The sequence below is a fragment of the Oceanospirillum sp. genome (genome assembly GCF_048265165.1).
GTDB lineage: Bacteria > Pseudomonadota > Gammaproteobacteria > Pseudomonadales > Halomonadaceae > Oceanospirillum.
Genome location: NZ_JBLXCD010000008.1, coordinates 27,751 through 42,837 on the forward strand (window position 1 = coordinate 27,751; position 15,087 = coordinate 42,837).

11 protein-coding genes and 1 CRISPR repeat array (1 of these 12 only partly in view) are annotated in these 15,087 nt (G+C 49.5%); of the genes, 7 read left to right on the forward strand and 4 right to left on the reverse strand.

Annotation, left to right across the window (positions count from 1 at the left end; translation table 11 throughout):
• A CRISPR array of direct repeats spans positions 1 to 1,329; the repeat unit is 28 nt; unit sequence GTTCACCGCCACGCAGGCGGCTTAGAAA; it begins 2,179 nt to the left of the window's first position.
• Positions 1,330 to 1,460: 131 nt separating this feature from the next.
• Positions 1,461 to 3,575, reverse strand: coding sequence for a prolyl oligopeptidase family serine peptidase (locus ACN0R8_RS14020; RefSeq protein WP_417598481.1), 2,115 nt, complete (start codon positions 3,573 to 3,575; stop codon positions 1,461 to 1,463).
• Between the two features lie 64 nt (positions 3,576 to 3,639).
• On the opposite strand from ACN0R8_RS14020, the gene ACN0R8_RS14025 reads away from it, so the two are divergent.
• The 4 genes from ACN0R8_RS14025 (at position 3,640) to ACN0R8_RS14040 (ending at position 7,792) form a co-directional block, all read left to right on the forward strand.
• Positions 3,640 to 4,014, forward strand: a complete 375-nt coding sequence (locus ACN0R8_RS14025; RefSeq protein ID WP_417598483.1) for a hypothetical protein — start codon at positions 3,640 to 3,642, stop codon at positions 4,012 to 4,014.
• Between the two features lie 136 nt (positions 4,015 to 4,150).
• On the forward strand, positions 4,151 to 4,813 hold the full coding sequence (locus ACN0R8_RS14030) for a YEATS-associated helix-containing protein (RefSeq protein WP_417598485.1): 663 nt from the start codon (positions 4,151 to 4,153) through the stop codon (positions 4,811 to 4,813).
• Between the two features lie 134 nt (positions 4,814 to 4,947).
• Positions 4,948 to 6,828: a VWA domain-containing protein gene (locus ACN0R8_RS14035; protein WP_417598487.1), complete on the forward strand. Its 1,881-nt coding sequence runs from the start codon at positions 4,948 to 4,950 to the stop codon at positions 6,826 to 6,828.
• Between the two features lie 172 nt (positions 6,829 to 7,000).
• Positions 7,001 to 7,792, forward strand: coding sequence for a class II glutamine amidotransferase (locus tag ACN0R8_RS14040; protein ID WP_417598489.1), 792 nt, complete (start codon positions 7,001 to 7,003; stop codon positions 7,790 to 7,792).
• 38 nt (positions 7,793 to 7,830) lie between these two features.
• Here the strand turns inward: ACN0R8_RS14040 and cysK are convergent, their stop codons facing one another.
• Complete coding sequence (gene cysK, locus ACN0R8_RS14045) at positions 7,831 to 8,802, reverse strand: cysteine synthase A (RefSeq protein WP_417598491.1); 972 nt, start codon at positions 8,800 to 8,802, stop codon at positions 7,831 to 7,833.
• Between the two features lie 285 nt (positions 8,803 to 9,087).
• Here cysK and ACN0R8_RS14050 point away from each other — a divergent pair, with 285 nt between their 5' ends.
• Together ACN0R8_RS14050 and ACN0R8_RS14055 are read left to right on the forward strand one after the other, a co-directional pair.
• Positions 9,088 to 9,933 carry an AAA family ATPase gene (locus ACN0R8_RS14050; protein ID WP_417598493.1) on the forward strand — a complete coding sequence of 282 codons (846 nt, stop codon included), beginning with the start codon at positions 9,088 to 9,090 and terminating at the stop codon, positions 9,931 to 9,933.
• Between the two features lie 9 nt (positions 9,934 to 9,942).
• Positions 9,943 to 11,127, forward strand: a complete 1,185-nt coding sequence (locus ACN0R8_RS14055) for a vWA domain-containing protein (RefSeq protein ID WP_417598495.1) — start codon at positions 9,943 to 9,945, stop codon at positions 11,125 to 11,127.
• 223 nt (positions 11,128 to 11,350) lie between these two features.
• Here the strand turns inward: ACN0R8_RS14055 and ACN0R8_RS14060 are convergent, their stop codons facing one another.
• Positions 11,351 to 11,821 (reverse strand): MaoC/PaaZ C-terminal domain-containing protein, encoded by a 471-nt coding sequence (locus tag ACN0R8_RS14060; RefSeq protein ID WP_078320402.1) that lies wholly within the window; start codon positions 11,819 to 11,821, stop codon positions 11,351 to 11,353.
• Positions 11,822 to 12,062: 241 nt separating this feature from the next.
• Positions 12,063 to 12,818 (reverse strand): alpha/beta fold hydrolase, encoded by a 756-nt coding sequence (locus ACN0R8_RS14065; protein WP_417598497.1) that lies wholly within the window; start codon positions 12,816 to 12,818, stop codon positions 12,063 to 12,065.
• A 446-nt stretch (positions 12,819 to 13,264) separates the two neighbouring features.
• Between ACN0R8_RS14065 and ACN0R8_RS14070 the strand changes: the two genes are divergently transcribed.
• On the forward strand, positions 13,265 to 14,890 hold the full coding sequence (locus ACN0R8_RS14070; RefSeq protein ID WP_417598499.1) for an acyl-CoA synthetase: 1,626 nt from the start codon (positions 13,265 to 13,267) through the stop codon (positions 14,888 to 14,890).
• The last annotated feature ends 197 nt before the right edge of the window (positions 14,891 to 15,087 follow it).

Sequence of the window (15,087 nt, forward strand, 5' to 3'; positions counted from 1 at the left end):
GCTTAGAAAGATCCGTTTTTCTGATCCCGATGCTATGACAAGTTCACCGCCACACAGGCGGCTTAGAAATCCACGGCATCACCGACCAGCTCTATCTGGTGGTTCACCGCCACACAGGCGGCTTAGAAAGTATGAACGCTTTTCGCTGGTTCGATCCCAGCGTTCACCGCCACACAGGCGGCTTAGAAATATTATCCATAAAATCAATTCTTATACAGAGAGTTCACCGCCACACAGGCGGCTTAGAAAATTCCGCATCGTACCCGAGCGCGGCCACATCAGTTCACCGCCACACAGGCGGCTTAGAAAAGTCGGGAGGGGACGCAGGAGACAGAGTGACCGTTCACCGCCACGCAGGCGGCTTAGAAATCTGAGCTGTGCTGTGACGTGCCAGCGGTCAGGTTCACCGCCACGCAGGCGGCTTAGAAAGTGCAAGCGAAAATCTCGCCTGTTGTCTCGTTGTTCACCGCCACGCAGGCGGCTTAGAAAAAGTCCGGTAAGGAGCTTTCCGTTAGATTGATGTTCACCGCCACGCAGGCGGCTTAGAAAGCTTGACGATGGTAGTTCGATTGACGGACTTAGTTCACCGCCACGCAGGCGGCTTAGAAAAAAGTGCGTGATTACTGGCTGTCTTATGAGGGGTTCACCGCCACGCAGGCGGCTTAGAAATCTGACAAGCTGCCTCATTGCAAGAGGATCACGTTCACCGCCACGCAGGCGGCTTAGAAATAGTTATATAACCATTTGTCGTGTGTGGTGATGTTCACCGCCACGCAGGCGGCTTAGAAAATCCGGCTCAGTCCGCCAAGGCTTTCGGTCAAGTTCACCGCCACGCAGGCGGCTTAGAAATGCCTGCGCAAACACAACGTAACAACGAGTTAGTTCACCGCCACGCAGGCGGCTTAGAAATGCCTGCGCAAACACAACGTAACAACGAGTTAGTTCACCGCCACGCAGGCGGCTTAGAAATTGATCAAATTTTTATGAGCACTGCCGGTGTTGTTCACCGCCACGCAGGCGGCTTAGAAAGTACAGGGTTGCTTCGCCTCGAGGGTGATTTTGTTCACCGCCACGCAGGCGGCTTAGAAAGCATTTGCTCAGGCCAGCATTAAGCTGCTGGAGTTCACCGCCACGCAGGCGGCTTAGAAACATAAGCGATTAACCGCATCACTGACATAATCGTTCACCGCCACGCAGGCGGCTTAGAAATGCGCATTCAATGCATTGGTTAATGCATACTAGTTCACCGCCACGCAGGCGGCTTAGAAATAGTAGCTGCATTAGTAGTGCAATACACTACCGTTCACCGCCACACAGGCGGCTTCGAAAGTTAAATTGTCGGGCTAAAGCCCGACCTACACGTTATTGGTGGAGACGCGCCAATAACGTTTTTTGCATTCTGGTGATGCTGTTTTTGGTGCTTATCCACCCTACGGGTGTAGGGTGGTTGTGGTGGGTGTTTACTTATCTTTATTTAGCATCATAAGTGCAACGCTCTGGGTTTCGGCGGTTTCCCGGTAGCTTTGATCGCGGCCTGATCCGCCGCCGTGTCCGGAGTCCATTCGGGTTCTTAACCAAACCTTTTCTATGCCTGCTTTTTTCAGGCGCCAGGCCCATTTGGCGGGTTCCCAGTATTGCACGCGGGGGTCGTTCAGGCCGGCTTCTATCCAGAGTTTTGGCTGGCGCTGTGCTGTTTGATGTGTCTCTGGTTTTAGGTTGTCCAGTGGGCTGTAGTGGCGAATGCGCCAGTGGGCTTCGGGTTCTTGGGGGTTGCCCCATTCTTCATATTCGCCAATGGTGAGGGGAAGCTCCGGTCGTGACATGGTGCGCAGTACATCCACAAAGGGGACTTCGGCGATGATGCCGGTGACCAGTTCCGGGCTGCGGTTGTACAGTGCGCCGAGGACGATTCCGGCGGCGCTGCCTCCTTGTACGATCAGCTGTTCTTTTTCGGTAATCCCTTGTTTTAGCAGTGCCCGTATTACCGCTTCGAGGTCTCGCATGCTGTTTTCTTTATAGCCTAGGCGGCCCTGATGATACCAGTGTTCACCGCAGTCGCCGCCGCCGCGTACATGGGCGATGGCAAAGATGACATCCCGCTCCATCAAACTGAGTCGGCTGGAAGAAAACCAAGGGTCGAGCGGGTCGCCGTATGCGCCATAGGCGTAGAGTAAAACCGGTTGTGGTTTTTGGGCGGCCAGTAAGGTTTTTTTGCCAACAAGGCTGACGGGGATAGGGGTGCCATCCCATGAGGGGATGAGTATCTGCTGGCTGGTGAACTGGCTGAGGTCGGTGTTGTTCAGGGGCATCTGACGCAGCTGTTCTAGCTGTTGTCTTGCCATAGTATAGCGATAGAGGGTGGGCGGCTGATTGAAAGACTCTAACTCCAGTCGTACCCAGGGAGTATCGCTGTCAGGGTTGTCGGACAGGTTGATGCTGACCAGTGGGTAGGGTGGCTCAAAGTCGTGTTGTTTTTTGCCATCAAGGCTATGGATGGATAATTCCTGACGTCCCCGGGTGTGATCTCTTTGCAGTATTAACAGATGATTCTGGAATAGCTCAAATCCTTCAAAGGTTTTTTGTTTTGATGGCGGATGAATAACGCTGGCCTGCTGCAGAAAGTCTGCAGGTGACAGCGGTTGTGTGATCTGCCGTTGATCGAGCCGGTAGAGGCCAAAGTCGGCTTGTTGCAGGTTGCTGCGGATGTAGAGTTGGTCATCGATACTGTCCGCATGATATTCATGGCCTTCCTGTTGCTTTATCAGCAGTTGGGGTGGGTTTAAAGGCTGATCTGCCGGTAACAGGTAATAGCGGGTGCTTTGTTTGCTCAGGCTTTCGATAAAAAGGTGTTTTCGGTCGCGGCTTTTACTGCAGCCAACCCAGAATCGGGCGTCGGGCTCTTCAAAAATAATAGATGTTTGGCCGCTGGAGATGTTCAGAGCCATGACTTGCCACGGGCGCTGTGTGTCGTCCAGTGGGAAGCAAAGCAGGGTCTCCTGATCTTCTGTCCAGATCAGGTCAGATGCCAGAGGCGGTAAATCGTCAAAGGTTTGCCAGTGGTTGTTGCTCAGGTTTACCAGTTGCAGGCTGTAGATCTCATCGCCTTCGGTGTCGGTTGTCAGGGCGAGCCGTTGCTCGTCGGGAGAGATAGCCAGGTCTCCCAGATCAAAATAGTCGTAATCTGCAGCCAGTTTGTTGATATCCAGATAGCAGTGGGCCTGTTCCAGTTTCTCCTGATGCTGGCGGTTCTCTTGGTTAAGGGGCGCGCGCCAGAACTGGGGGTAGTTAAGGGCTTCTCTCTGGCGGACAAAGTAGCGATAGTGTTTCAGGTCTGAGGGGTAGCTGTCATGATCGAGAGGCGTTCGGTGACGAATTTCCCGAAAAAGTTCTTCCTGTAATTCCGGGTTGAGTGCTGAGTTGGCATCCTGATTGCATTTTTCCAGGAAGGTCAGTGTCTCTCTGCTTTTCTTTTCCAGTGATGAAAGGGGATCTTTCTGCAGCATCCGGGATAAAAATTGTGGCATTGCGTTAAGTGATGTCGTGCTGAGGTCGTTATTTTGTTTAGCTTGAGACATAATAAGGGCGCTTAAGAATCAGGGTGTTATGCCGCAAATGCAGCGGCTATAGGAATTGAGAACTATGGCGTTTGAGAGCTATCAGTTTCTGAGCTGGTCTATTTATCTATTATCTGCTTTGGCAGTGATGATTGTCACGCTCAGAATTACCCGCAGTTGGCCGTTAACCCTGCGGGGTTTTATTGTCACGACGGCAACGGTGTTGTTTGCGGTTCCCTGGTATGTGCAGGGAACGGGCGGGCCCCTGGCACCGGCTGTGATTATCACTTTTTTTGAAACGTTTGGTGGCGTTGAAGGTGCAACCTGGATGCGGGCTGGTTTACCTCTGTTAGGTGGGCTGGCGGTAGGTTATCTGGTTTTGGCGCTGTTCCTTTGGCTGAAAAGCCGTCAGGGCGAGTCTGGCGCTGCATCATCCGGTGAGGCGACTGAGGAGCGTTAATGCAAGCGATCGGTTTATCCGGCCGATCCGATCAAAAACGGAAATCCGTTGCCGCTTTAAATGATCGTTATGAAGTGGCATTTTGTTAAGGCGGGTCGTTTTAACGGCTTAAAGGAAATTATTTCAGGAAATTAATATGACAACGCACGTCATTCTTCTCGTTTTAGTTATGCTGTTTGCTGGTGTTTTCGGTGGTTTGGTTAACTTTTATCTGCTGAACCAGAATAACAAAGATACTATTGCTCTGGCTCGTTCTCTGGTGGTAGGTGTCAGTGCTGCGTTTCTGGTGCCGGTCGCCCTGGATCTGCTGGGCAGTGATATTGTGTCGCAGAGTCAGGAGGATGCATCTAAACTGCTGATTTATACCGGTATCTGCCTGATTGCTGCTATTGCCTCACGTTTGGTGGCAACTAATACGCTGGATCGTACTCTGGTGGCGGCAGAAACAGCCAAAACAGAAACAGAGCAGCTGAAGCAGCAACTCAAGCAGCTGCAGGAATCTATCGTGCCTTTGCTGGAAACAGAAACCGAGCATGAGGATCAGGCAGAAGTTTCATCGACAGAGCTGGACACACTGGATGTTTCTTCAACAGCGGTACTGAAGAGTCTGGCCAGTGGACGTCATATTTATCGTGCTCTGCCGACTCTGTGTACTGAGACAGAATTGGATGAAACTGATCTGCAGAAAAGCCTGGCAGTTTTAGTCGGTAAAGGTATGGCGGGCCGTGTTAACAGTGGCTGGGGAATGCGCTGGTATGTCACAGAGCGGGGCCGTAAGCTGGCTGAGTCCATTGTTTAACAACAAAAAAGATTGAGATGGATACCGGAGTTGATCCGGTATCACCAGGTAAGTAAGGAACTGAAATGCCCGTTATTGCAGATCGACCAACGAAGCAGAGCAGATGGCCCGGCATAAAAGGATTTAGAATCCTTATGATGTTGTGGGCTTTTGTTATAGCTTCTGTGGTAAGTGCAGCAGATGTAAAGCCTGATGTTCGCGTCCTGATCGATATATCCGGCAGTATGAAAAACAACGATCCGTCAAACCTCAGGGTTCCGGCGTTGAATCTGCTGGTTGATCTGTTGCCGGAGGGAAGTAAGGCTGGCGTCTGGACGTTTGGTACTTATACCAATGAGCTTGTTCCCCATGAAGCGGTTTCTGATCAGTGGCGTCAGGATGCCCGGAGCCGAAGCCGGGATATTACCTCTTCCGCTCTGTTTACCGATATCGAAAATGCTCTGGAACGTGCCAGTCATGATGCCGATCAGGTGGATGAAAATTATGATCGCCATATCATACTGCTGACCGATGGTCTGGTGGATATATCAGAAGCACGGGATGGGCGTCGTAAGCGTCAGGAAAACAATGAGTCCCGTGACAGCATTCAATTTGATCTACTACCTCAATTAAAAAAAGCGGGCTATACGGTTCATACTGTTGCCCTTTCTGATAACGCAGATAAAGACTTGATGCTGAAGCTGGCCCAGCGTACCGGAGGACTGGCGGCAGTGGCCAACAATGCGGAGGAGCTGATGCAGCTCTTTATGCAGGCTCTGGATCGTACGGCGCCCAGTGAGCAGGTTCCTCTTGAGAATAACCGCTTCCTGGTTGATAGCAGCATTAATGAGTTTACCGCTCTGATTTTCCATAAGCCGGATAGTCAGCGTGTTTTTCTGATCTCTCCAAAAGGTGAGCGTTATACCGCGCTTACACATCCGGATAATGTGCGCTGGCACTATGAAAGCCGTTACGACCTGATCACGGTATCTGATCCTGATGATGGCGAGTGGCTGGTAGAAACTGAGATGCACCCGGATAATCGCGTTACAGTGGTTTCGGATCTGAGTCTTAAAGTCAGTGATATACCGGCAACGCTTTTCCGGGGGCTGGATTTGGATATTCAGGCATCAATTCAGGAAGAAGGTGAAACCATTACCCGTCCTGAGTTTTTGCGTGTGGTCGCCATGGATGCTCAGCAGCTGGCCGATAATGATCAGGTACTTAAGTCTGATGCCATGACCGGTAAGCCGGGAGAAGTCGGAACCTTTGTCACAAAACTGGGGCCGTTTAACACCACGGGTAATTACCGGATTCAGGTTAATCTGGATGGGAAAACCTTCCAACGTACGGTTTCACAGCCTGTTTTTGTACAGGATATTGTCAGTGCCAAAGTGGATTACGATGATGCCAATGAGCCGCAGCGTATCTCCTTCACTAAGGTTCTGCCAGAGCTTAAAGCCAGTGATCTGACGATTACGGCTCAGGTGAATGGTCTGACACAGAAGGCACAGCTGGCTACTCAGGAGTCCTGGGCGCTGGATCTGCCGGATATGAATCGTGAGAAGGCGCAGCGCATTCGTGTCTTTGCTACCGGGACAGTTGAGGGCAAAGCTTTTGATATTGAGTTAGACCCTGTCATTATCCCACCGTTGAATCCTGAACCTCAGGTTGAGACTCTGGATTCACCGGGAGAGATGGACGCTCAGCCTATTGATGAAGGTACTGCAGACTCAGCCGATAAAGCCGAAGAGGATGACCGGCCTAAAAAACCGATGAATCTTCTTGATCCGAACAGTCAGCCTTTAGATCCGTCCAAACCAAGTGATGCTAATCTGTTATGGGTCTATCTTGTGGTGGCTCTGGTTAATATTGGATTGTTCGCCGGTGCTTTCTGGTTGTATAAACGCTTTGTGCAGCGTCGCACTGCTTCTCGCCAGCAGTCAGAAGAGCGCCAATCATCTGAGGTCAGCAAGGCATCAGAAGATAAGCCGTCATCCGAAGATCGCCAGCAGGATGATGATTTGTCGCTCTGACGGTGATCTCAGGTTCAGCAAAACTGACTGAATTTGAATCAAATGACACTGATTTTTTAATCCAGTGATAATGCATAGAAATGCATAAAAAAGTGGCCTCTGTTAACAGGGGCCATTTTTTTACCGTAAGCTTTTCAGCTCATTATTTTCTATTGATTACAGGCTTTATTTCATGTGTGAACTTCTTGGCATGAGTGCCAATGTGCCAACGGATATCTGTTTTAGTTTCAGTGGGCTGGTTAAGCGCGGCGGTGAAACCGGACCCCATAAAGATGGTTGGGGCATTTCCTTCTATGAAGGGGCTGGTTACCGTGAGTTTCGGGACCCTAATCCTTCGGTGGACTCTGAGATCGCTAAGCTGATCCAGCGCTACCCGATCAAAAGCAAAACGGTGATCAGTCATATCCGACAGGCTAATGTGGGTGAAATTTGTCTGGAAAATACACATCCGTTCAGTCGTGAGCTTTGGGGGCGTTACTGGAGTTATGCCCATAACGGGCAGCTGGAGGACAGTAAAACTCATTTTCCGGCCAGCTTTTATCTGCCGGTAGGGACAACGGACAGTGAGCAGGCCTTTTGCTGGCTGCTGGCCCAGATACGGTTGAATTTTACAGACCGGTGCGCCATTGGCCCTCTGAGTCAGGCGTTACATCAATGGTGTGAGCAGCTACGGAGCAAGGGAGTTTTTAATATGCTGCTTTCAAACGGTGATTATCTGTTTGCCTATTGCTCAACCAAATTAAGCTGGATTACCCGTGAAGCACCCTTTGGTGAAGCTCAGCTGTCTGATATTGAGATGAAGGTAGATTTTAAAGAAGAGACAACGCCCCATGATGTGGTGACAGTGATTGCGACTCAGCCTCTGACCGATAATGAGAACTGGAAGACCATTCAACCCGGAGAATTGGTGGTTTTTAAAGAAGGGCGGGTTGTTGAGCGATTTTTAAAGAACACGGCAGAGTAATATATCTGCCGTGTTTTGTCGGGCGTAAAAATACAGGTTTACTGTACGGTTTCGTTCTCGGTAAACATACCTTCGAACAGTGCCGTGGACAGGTAGCGCTCACCGGAATCCGGCAGAATAACGACAATATTTTTGTCGGCATTTTCAGGTTTTTCTGCCAGACGCAGTGCAGCCACCATGGCGGCTCCACAGGAGATACCGCAGATAATGCCCTCTTTCAGCATCAGCTGGCGTGCCATCTCAATAGCATCGTCATTGCTGACCTGCTCCACCTGATCCACCAGAGACAGATCCAGGTTTTTAGGTACAAAGCCTGCACCAATACCCTGAATCTTATGGGGAGCAGGTTTAACATCTTCACTGTTAAGGGTTTGGCTGATCACAGGGGATTCCACAGGCTCTACGGCAACGGAGGTGATCGCTTTGCCCTGGGTGTTTTTGATATAGCGGGAGATACCGGTAATGGTGCCGCCGGTGCCAACGCCTGCCACCAGAATATCGATTTCACCATCGGTGTCATTCCAGATCTCCGGCCCGGTGGTTTTCTCATGAATTTCGGGATTCGCCGGGTTCTCAAACTGTTGCGGCATAAAGTAATGCTCAGGATTGCTGGCAACCAGCTCTTCTGCCTTGGCAATCGCGCCCTTCATGCCTTTTGCAGGTTCTGTCAGTTCGATATTAGCGCCCAGAGCTTTCATCATTTTACGGCGTTCAATACTCATGCTGGACGGCATGGTCAGGGTGATTTTGTAGCCACGGGATGCAGCCACAAAGCATAGGGCGATACCTGTATTGCCGCTGGTAGGCTCTACAATCTCCATTCCGGGTTTAAGAACACCGCGCTTTTCCGCATCCCAGATCATGTTCGCACCAATACGGCACTTAACAGAAAAGGCAGGATTACGGCTTTCCAGTTTGGCAAATACCTTGCCGTGTTGGGTCAGACGATTGATTTTTACCAGAGGGGTTTCGCCGATGGTTAGCGAGTTGTCATCAAAAACCTTGCTCATTGTTATTCCCTAGTCTTGGTTGTTGGGCCGTTATAAACATTGTCCGTTAGAGTAGGGATAGGCTGGGAAAAAATCTATCAGATCTTAATTCAATAATGTTTTAAGCTAAGAACTTAACTGTTTTTCACCAAGACCTCTTCTTTTTTGTTTTTGGTATGACCTGTGAGTCACTCACTGACTTTCGTTGGCGAAAAGACCCAGTAAACTAGGCGGGAATATCTGTGCGTGTATTACTGCTAAGCTACGCACTTAAATCTGACAACTAAAAATAAGAGATACACCGTTATGAAATTTCAGGGTACGGATCAATATGTGGCAACCGATGAGCTTCAGATGGCGGTTAACGCCTGTATCGCTCTTGAGCGTCCGCTGCTGATTAAAGGTGAGCCGGGTACGGGTAAAACCATGCTGGCTGAGCAGCTGGCGGATGCTTTAGGTGTACGCCTGATCCAGTGGCATATTAAGTCCACCACAAAGGCCCATCAGGGGCTGTATGAGTATGATGCCGTATCGCGCCTACGGGATTCCCAGCTGGGGGATGATCGTGTCCATGACATCAAAAATTACATCAACAAGGGTAAGCTCTGGGAAGCCTTTGAGTCCGACGAGCAGGTGGTTTTGCTGATTGATGAGATCGATAAAGCGGATATTGAATTTCCGAACGATCTGCTGTTAGAACTGGATAAAATGGAGTTTCATGTTTATGAAACCGGCGAAACGATCAAAGCGAAACAGCGCCCTATTATTCTGATCACCAGTAACAATGAGAAAGAGCTACCGGATGCGTTTCTGCGTCGCTGCTTTTTCCATTACATCAACTTTCCTGACAAAGAAACGATGCAGAAAATTGTTGATGTGCACTATCCGGATATTCAGCAAAAACTGGTCTCAGAAGCGCTGGAGGTGTTTTTCGATCTGCGCGATGTGCGTGGTCTTAAGAAGAAACCCTCCACATCTGAGCTGATCGACTGGCTGAAGCTGCTGATGGCGGATCAGATGAGTCTTGAGATGCTGCAGGAGCGGGATGCCAGTAAGGCGATTCCTCCGCTGCACGGTGCGTTGGTGAAAAATGAACAGGATGTTTCCCTGCTGGAGAAACTGGCCTTTATGCACCGCCGTCAATCCCGCTAGGGGGCTGCTATGCTGATCGATTTTTTTAATGATATCCGCAAAGTCGGTGTGCCGGTTAGCCTTAGGGAGCTGCTGGATCTACTGGCGGCCCTGGAAAAGGGCGTGGCTTTTGCCAATATCGACGACTTCTACCTGCTGTCCCGTACCTGCCTGGTTAAAGATGAAAGCTACTATGATCGTTTTGACCGGGCGTTTGGTGCTTATTTTAACGGGCTGGAAGGTTTGGATGATCTGCTGGATACGCTGATTCCTGATGAGTGGATCCGCAAAGAGTTTGAAAAGATGCTGACTCCGGAAGAGCGGGAGAAGATCAAATCTCTGGGAAGCCTGCAGGAACTTCTGGATACCTTTAAAGAACGTTTGGAGGAGCAGCAGAAGCGTCATGCCGGTGGTAATAAATGGATTGGAACCGGAGGTACGTCGCCTTTTGGTGCCTACGGCTATAACCCTGAAGGTATCCGTATCGGGCAAGACGGTAACCGTCATAACCGGGCGGTAAAGGTTTGGGATAAGCGTCAGTTTAAGAATCTGGATGACAGTGTTGAGCTAGGCACCCGTAACATCAAGGTTGCCCTGAAGCGCCTGCGACAGTTTGCCCGTAGCGGTGCGGCTTCTGAGCTGGATCTGGATGATACCATCCGGTCTACAGCTCATAATGGCGGTATGCTGGACCTGAAGCTGGTGCCTGAACGCCATAACAGCGTTAAAGTGCTGCTGTTTTTTGATGTGGGCGGCTCTATGGATGGCTATATTAAAACCTGTGAAGAGCTGTTCTCCGCCTGTCGTACCGAGTTTAAGCATCTGGAATATTACTATTTCCACAACTTTATCTATGAATCGGTTTGGCAGAATAATCTGCGCCGCTTTGATGAGCGAATCCCCACTTATGACCTGCTGCATAAATATGCCTCAGATTATAAAGTGATCTTTATCGGTGATGCGTCTATGTCTCCTTATGAGATCGCCATGGCCGGCGGCAGTGTGGAGCACTGGAATGAGGAGAGTGGGGCTCAGTGGATGCAGCGGGTTACGGATACCTGGAAAAATATCGTCTGGTTGAATCCGGTCCCGGAAAATCACTGGGATTACACTCAGTCCATCGGTATGACGCGTCAGCTGATGCAGGATCGGATGTTTCCGCTAACTCTGTCGGGTATCACTGAGGCGATGAATCTTTTAACGAAAAAGAGTTAATGTTATGGCAAAGGTGTCGGAAGGCACCTTCGGCTTTTCCTATCTACACACTTAAACAGATGTGGGTCGGGCTTTAGCCCGTCATCGTAAACGACATGTTGTCGTCCGTAGCCATGACGCCCTGAAGGGCGACCCACAATGTCCTAAACCTCTGCGATTCGGGCTTTGGCCTTAAATCGGGCTTTGACCTTAAAAGAGTGGGTCGGACTGTGATGAATATCGATTAACCGATGGTGATGGCCGGTAGCTCAGGTGCCTGCAGCTCAGATTTCTCGGTGGGTGCCATCACTGTTGCGGTACCTACTACCACTTTCTCATCGTTCTGGTTGGTGACCAGAGTGTCGATCACAACGCGGTTTTTGCTCAGCTTCTCTTTCACGGTCAGGGTCACGGTCAGAGTATCAGCCAGTTTTACCGGGCGACGGAAGCTCAGCTCTTGGCCTAGGTAGATGGTGCCCGGCCCCGGAAGTACAGTCGCTAATGCTGCAGAAATCAGAGAGCCGGACCACATGCCATGGGCAATCTGCTCACCAAACATGGTGGTTTTGGCGAACTCGGCATCCAGGTGAACCGGGTTAACATCGCCGGATACCGCTGCAAACAGTACCAGTTCTTTTTCAGTCAGAGCGCGTTCCAGTGTTGCTGTGTCGCCAACCTGAATCTCTTCGTAGGTTTTGCTAACCAGTACGGTCATTTTTTATATCTCCAGATATCGTTTTCTTTTAGTGTCTTGCCATAGCGACCTACGTTTGAGCTAAGGTTGCAGCTATGTTTGAACTCAGATTAACAGCACGAATATTACGTGATAATGATGTCTTATGTAATCTTGCGTCAGGGCTGATTTTTCTCAGCTTACACCAGATAGTCGCTGCTGGTTTTTGTTTAAAACGGTCGAAAAATTTGAGTTTTATTGAACGGCTTAATCATCGGCAAGATTAGCTTGCTTTGTTGTGCGCTGCAATAAAACGGCTGACCAGCGGGTTCACAAGATCGGGGTGGGTGAGTGGCCCCATATGCCCACAGGGCAAAAGGTGGTGTTCAGCTTTTGGGAACGTGGCTTTCAGGGTATCCATCACAGCATGTGCGGATGGCTGGCTTTCTGAGCCTTCCATTAAAAGAACGGGGCAGCGGATGTTTGCCAGCTGATCCGGCTGGCAGGTCTCGTTCATAAGGGCCGTAAAATCATAGGCAACTTTGATGATGCCCTGGCAAAATATTTTCTGCATTTTTTCATTGAGACGTTTGAAGGTGCCTTGTCCATTCCAGTAATCAATAAAACGGTCAGCAGCTTCGGCGGTTTGATTTTGATCAATGAAGGACTCAATTTTCCGGCTGAGTTCTTCAACGGCATTATATTGGGGATGCCCTGAACCCAGTAGATGGAACGCAACAGGCTCAAAAAGAGAAAGGCTGGCCACGCGTTCAGGATACAAGCGAGCCAGGCGAAGCGCTGTGGCGGCACCATAGGAATGCCCAACAAGGTGAAATCGATCTGAGGGTATCTCGGGTTGCAGCCGATCCAGCTCAAACTGCAGTTGATGCTCCTGCCGCGTGTTACCGGGCATTTTGGCATTACCATAACCTGAAATATCAGGTGCAGTGGAGGGCAGATCGATAGATTGGCGCAACGCCTGCCATTGCTGGCCGCTGCTCATGGAGCTGTGAAGAAGTAAAACCGGTGTGGCACGCATCAACGGGATAATCCTGAAAAAAGCAATGTAATAGCAGTGTTCGCTGGACTTTGATTTTAAACACAAGGAGTTAAGGAAAAAAACTAATAAATTATGACTATGTAGTCGCAAATTATTAGGAAAATCAGCTATTGACTCAACTAAAGTCTGATTCTTTTGCGATGCAGCGTAATGCTTAATTCATATACTAAACTGCTAAACCCTGTATGAGGTGTGTTAAGTACTGACAGCTGGTGTCTCTGATTTATTTGTCAGGCGGTGTCACGGCTTTATTTGTCAGGCAATGATTGGGCATTGTGCAGGTGCCGGTTTAAATCACTAACACCCGTCCGGGTGGGTCATTGACAGTGTTCTTTACACTGTGCAACGTACCTGTCTGCAGAAAATAACTAAAAACCTCAGAACGCCTAGAATAATAACAGGGCTCAGAAACAAGGGTATCTTCGATGCATCAGAATATTTACGATATGGGTCTGGAACAGACCCCAGCGAACTATGAGGCACTGTCTCCGTTAAGCTATCTGAAACGTGCGGCTTCCGTGTACCCTAACTACACGGCTCAGATTCACCACGGCGAGAAAACGACCTGGAAAGAGACCTATCAGCATGCGGTGCGCCTGGCCTCAGCGCTGAAAAAAGCAGGTATTGAGAAAGGTGATACCGTTTCTTTTATGTCGCCTAATATTCCTGCTCTGTTTGAAGCGCATTTTGGTGTACCTATGTCCGGTGCGGTTTTAAATGCACTGAACACTCGCCTGGATGCGGAAGCGACCTCTTTTATTCTGCAGCACGCTGAGACTAAGGTGATTTTTGTTGATCGTGAGTTTTCCGATGTGATCAGCCGTGCTGTAAAAATGCTGCACAACAAGCCCCGTATTATCGATATTGATGACCCTTTCTATGAAGGTGGTGAACTGATTGGCGATACCAACTATGAAGACTTTATCGCCCAGGGTGATGAGGACTTTGCCTGGGAGATGCCGGGAAATGAGTGGGATGCCATCACACTTAACTATACGTCAGGCACAACGGGTAATCCGAAAGGTGTGGTGTACCATCACCGTGGTGCTTATCTGAATGCCCAAAGCAATGTGATCTCATGGGATATGGGGCATCACCCTGTTTATCTGTGGACACTGCCGATGTTCCATTGCAATGGCTGGTGTTTCCCGTGGAGCGTTGCTCTGGCTTGTGGTGTCAGCGTTAGTCTGCGCCATGTTCGTGTGGAACCGATTTATGAAGCGATTAAAGAGCACGGGGTTAACCATTTCTGTGGTGCACCTATTGTTCTGAATATGCTGAACAATGCTGATGATGAGATGAAAACCGGCATTAATCACGAAGTTAAAGTTATGACGGCGGGCGCTGCGCCACCGGCTTCTGTGATTGAAGGCATGGAAGATATGGGCTTTAAAGTGACCCATGTTTATGGTCTGACAGAAACTTATGGCCCGTGTGTGCTGTGTGAATGGCACAGTGAGTGGGATGATCTGCCTGCCGGTGAGCGTGCTAAGCTGAAAGCGCGTCAGGGTGTTCGTGCACCTATGCAGGAAGGTCTGATGGTTGCGCATCCAACTACGATGGAGCCGGTACCTCAGGATGGTAAAACCATGGGTGAGATCTTCATTCGCGGTAACCTGGTGATGAAGGGGTACCTGAAAAACCCGAATACCACAGATGAATCGTTTGAGGGTGGCTGGTTCCATTCTGGAGATCTGGCGGTATGGCATGAAGATGGTTATATCGAGATCAAGGATCGCTCTAAAGATGTAATTATCTCAGGGGGGGAAAATATCTCCTCCATTGAAGTTGAAGACGTGCTTTATCGCCACCCACAAATCATGGAAGCGGCGGTTGTAGCCAAGCCTGATGAGAAGTGGGGTGAAACACCGTGTGCATTTGTGGCACTGAACCCGGATACTGAACTGACCGAAGCGGAAGTGATTCAGTTTTGTCGTGACAATATGGCAAACTTTAAATCACCAAAAAATGTGGTGTTTGGTGATCTGCCAAAAACATCCACGGGTAAGATTCAGAAGTTTATGCTGCGGGATCGAGCCAAAGAGCTTTAAAGATTAACCCTCCTCTGAATAGACAGGGCCAGCCGGAATAACTTGTTCCGGCTGGCTCTGCTTCCCTATCTGTACGCTTTGCCCGGCACGGGCATCAAAATACGTATTTTGATCCCCTTTACTTTCTTCCTTTTACTACTTTTCTAGAATATTAAGTATGACATTGCGGCAATGTTAAGCTTCAGGCTGAAGATTAT

What these genes read in the sequence shown, in the direction of transcription:
- ACN0R8_RS14065 (WP_417598497.1), bottom strand. Translation starts at nt 12,818, where the DNA reads ATGCGTGCCACACCGGTTTTACTTCTTCACAGCTCCATGAGCAGCGGC.
- ACN0R8_RS14055 (WP_417598495.1), top strand. Translation starts at nt 9,943, where the DNA reads ATGCTGATCGATTTTTTTAATGATATCCGCAAAGTCGGTGTGCCGGTT.
- ACN0R8_RS14020 (WP_417598481.1), bottom strand. Translation starts at nt 3,575, where the DNA reads ATGTCTCAAGCTAAACAAAATAACGACCTCAGCACGACATCACTTAAC.
- ACN0R8_RS14030 (WP_417598485.1), top strand. Translation starts at nt 4,151, where the DNA reads ATGACAACGCACGTCATTCTTCTCGTTTTAGTTATGCTGTTTGCTGGT.
- ACN0R8_RS14050 (WP_417598493.1), top strand. Translation starts at nt 9,088, where the DNA reads ATGAAATTTCAGGGTACGGATCAATATGTGGCAACCGATGAGCTTCAG.
- ACN0R8_RS14040 (WP_417598489.1), top strand. Translation starts at nt 7,001, where the DNA reads ATGTGTGAACTTCTTGGCATGAGTGCCAATGTGCCAACGGATATCTGT.
- cysK (WP_417598491.1), bottom strand. Translation starts at nt 8,802, where the DNA reads ATGAGCAAGGTTTTTGATGACAACTCGCTAACCATCGGCGAAACCCCT.
- ACN0R8_RS14060 (WP_078320402.1), bottom strand. Translation starts at nt 11,821, where the DNA reads ATGACCGTACTGGTTAGCAAAACCTACGAAGAGATTCAGGTTGGCGAC.
- ACN0R8_RS14025 (WP_417598483.1), top strand. Translation starts at nt 3,640, where the DNA reads ATGGCGTTTGAGAGCTATCAGTTTCTGAGCTGGTCTATTTATCTATTA.
- ACN0R8_RS14035 (WP_417598487.1), top strand. Translation starts at nt 4,948, where the DNA reads ATGATGTTGTGGGCTTTTGTTATAGCTTCTGTGGTAAGTGCAGCAGAT.
- ACN0R8_RS14070 (WP_417598499.1), top strand. Translation starts at nt 13,265, where the DNA reads ATGCATCAGAATATTTACGATATGGGTCTGGAACAGACCCCAGCGAAC.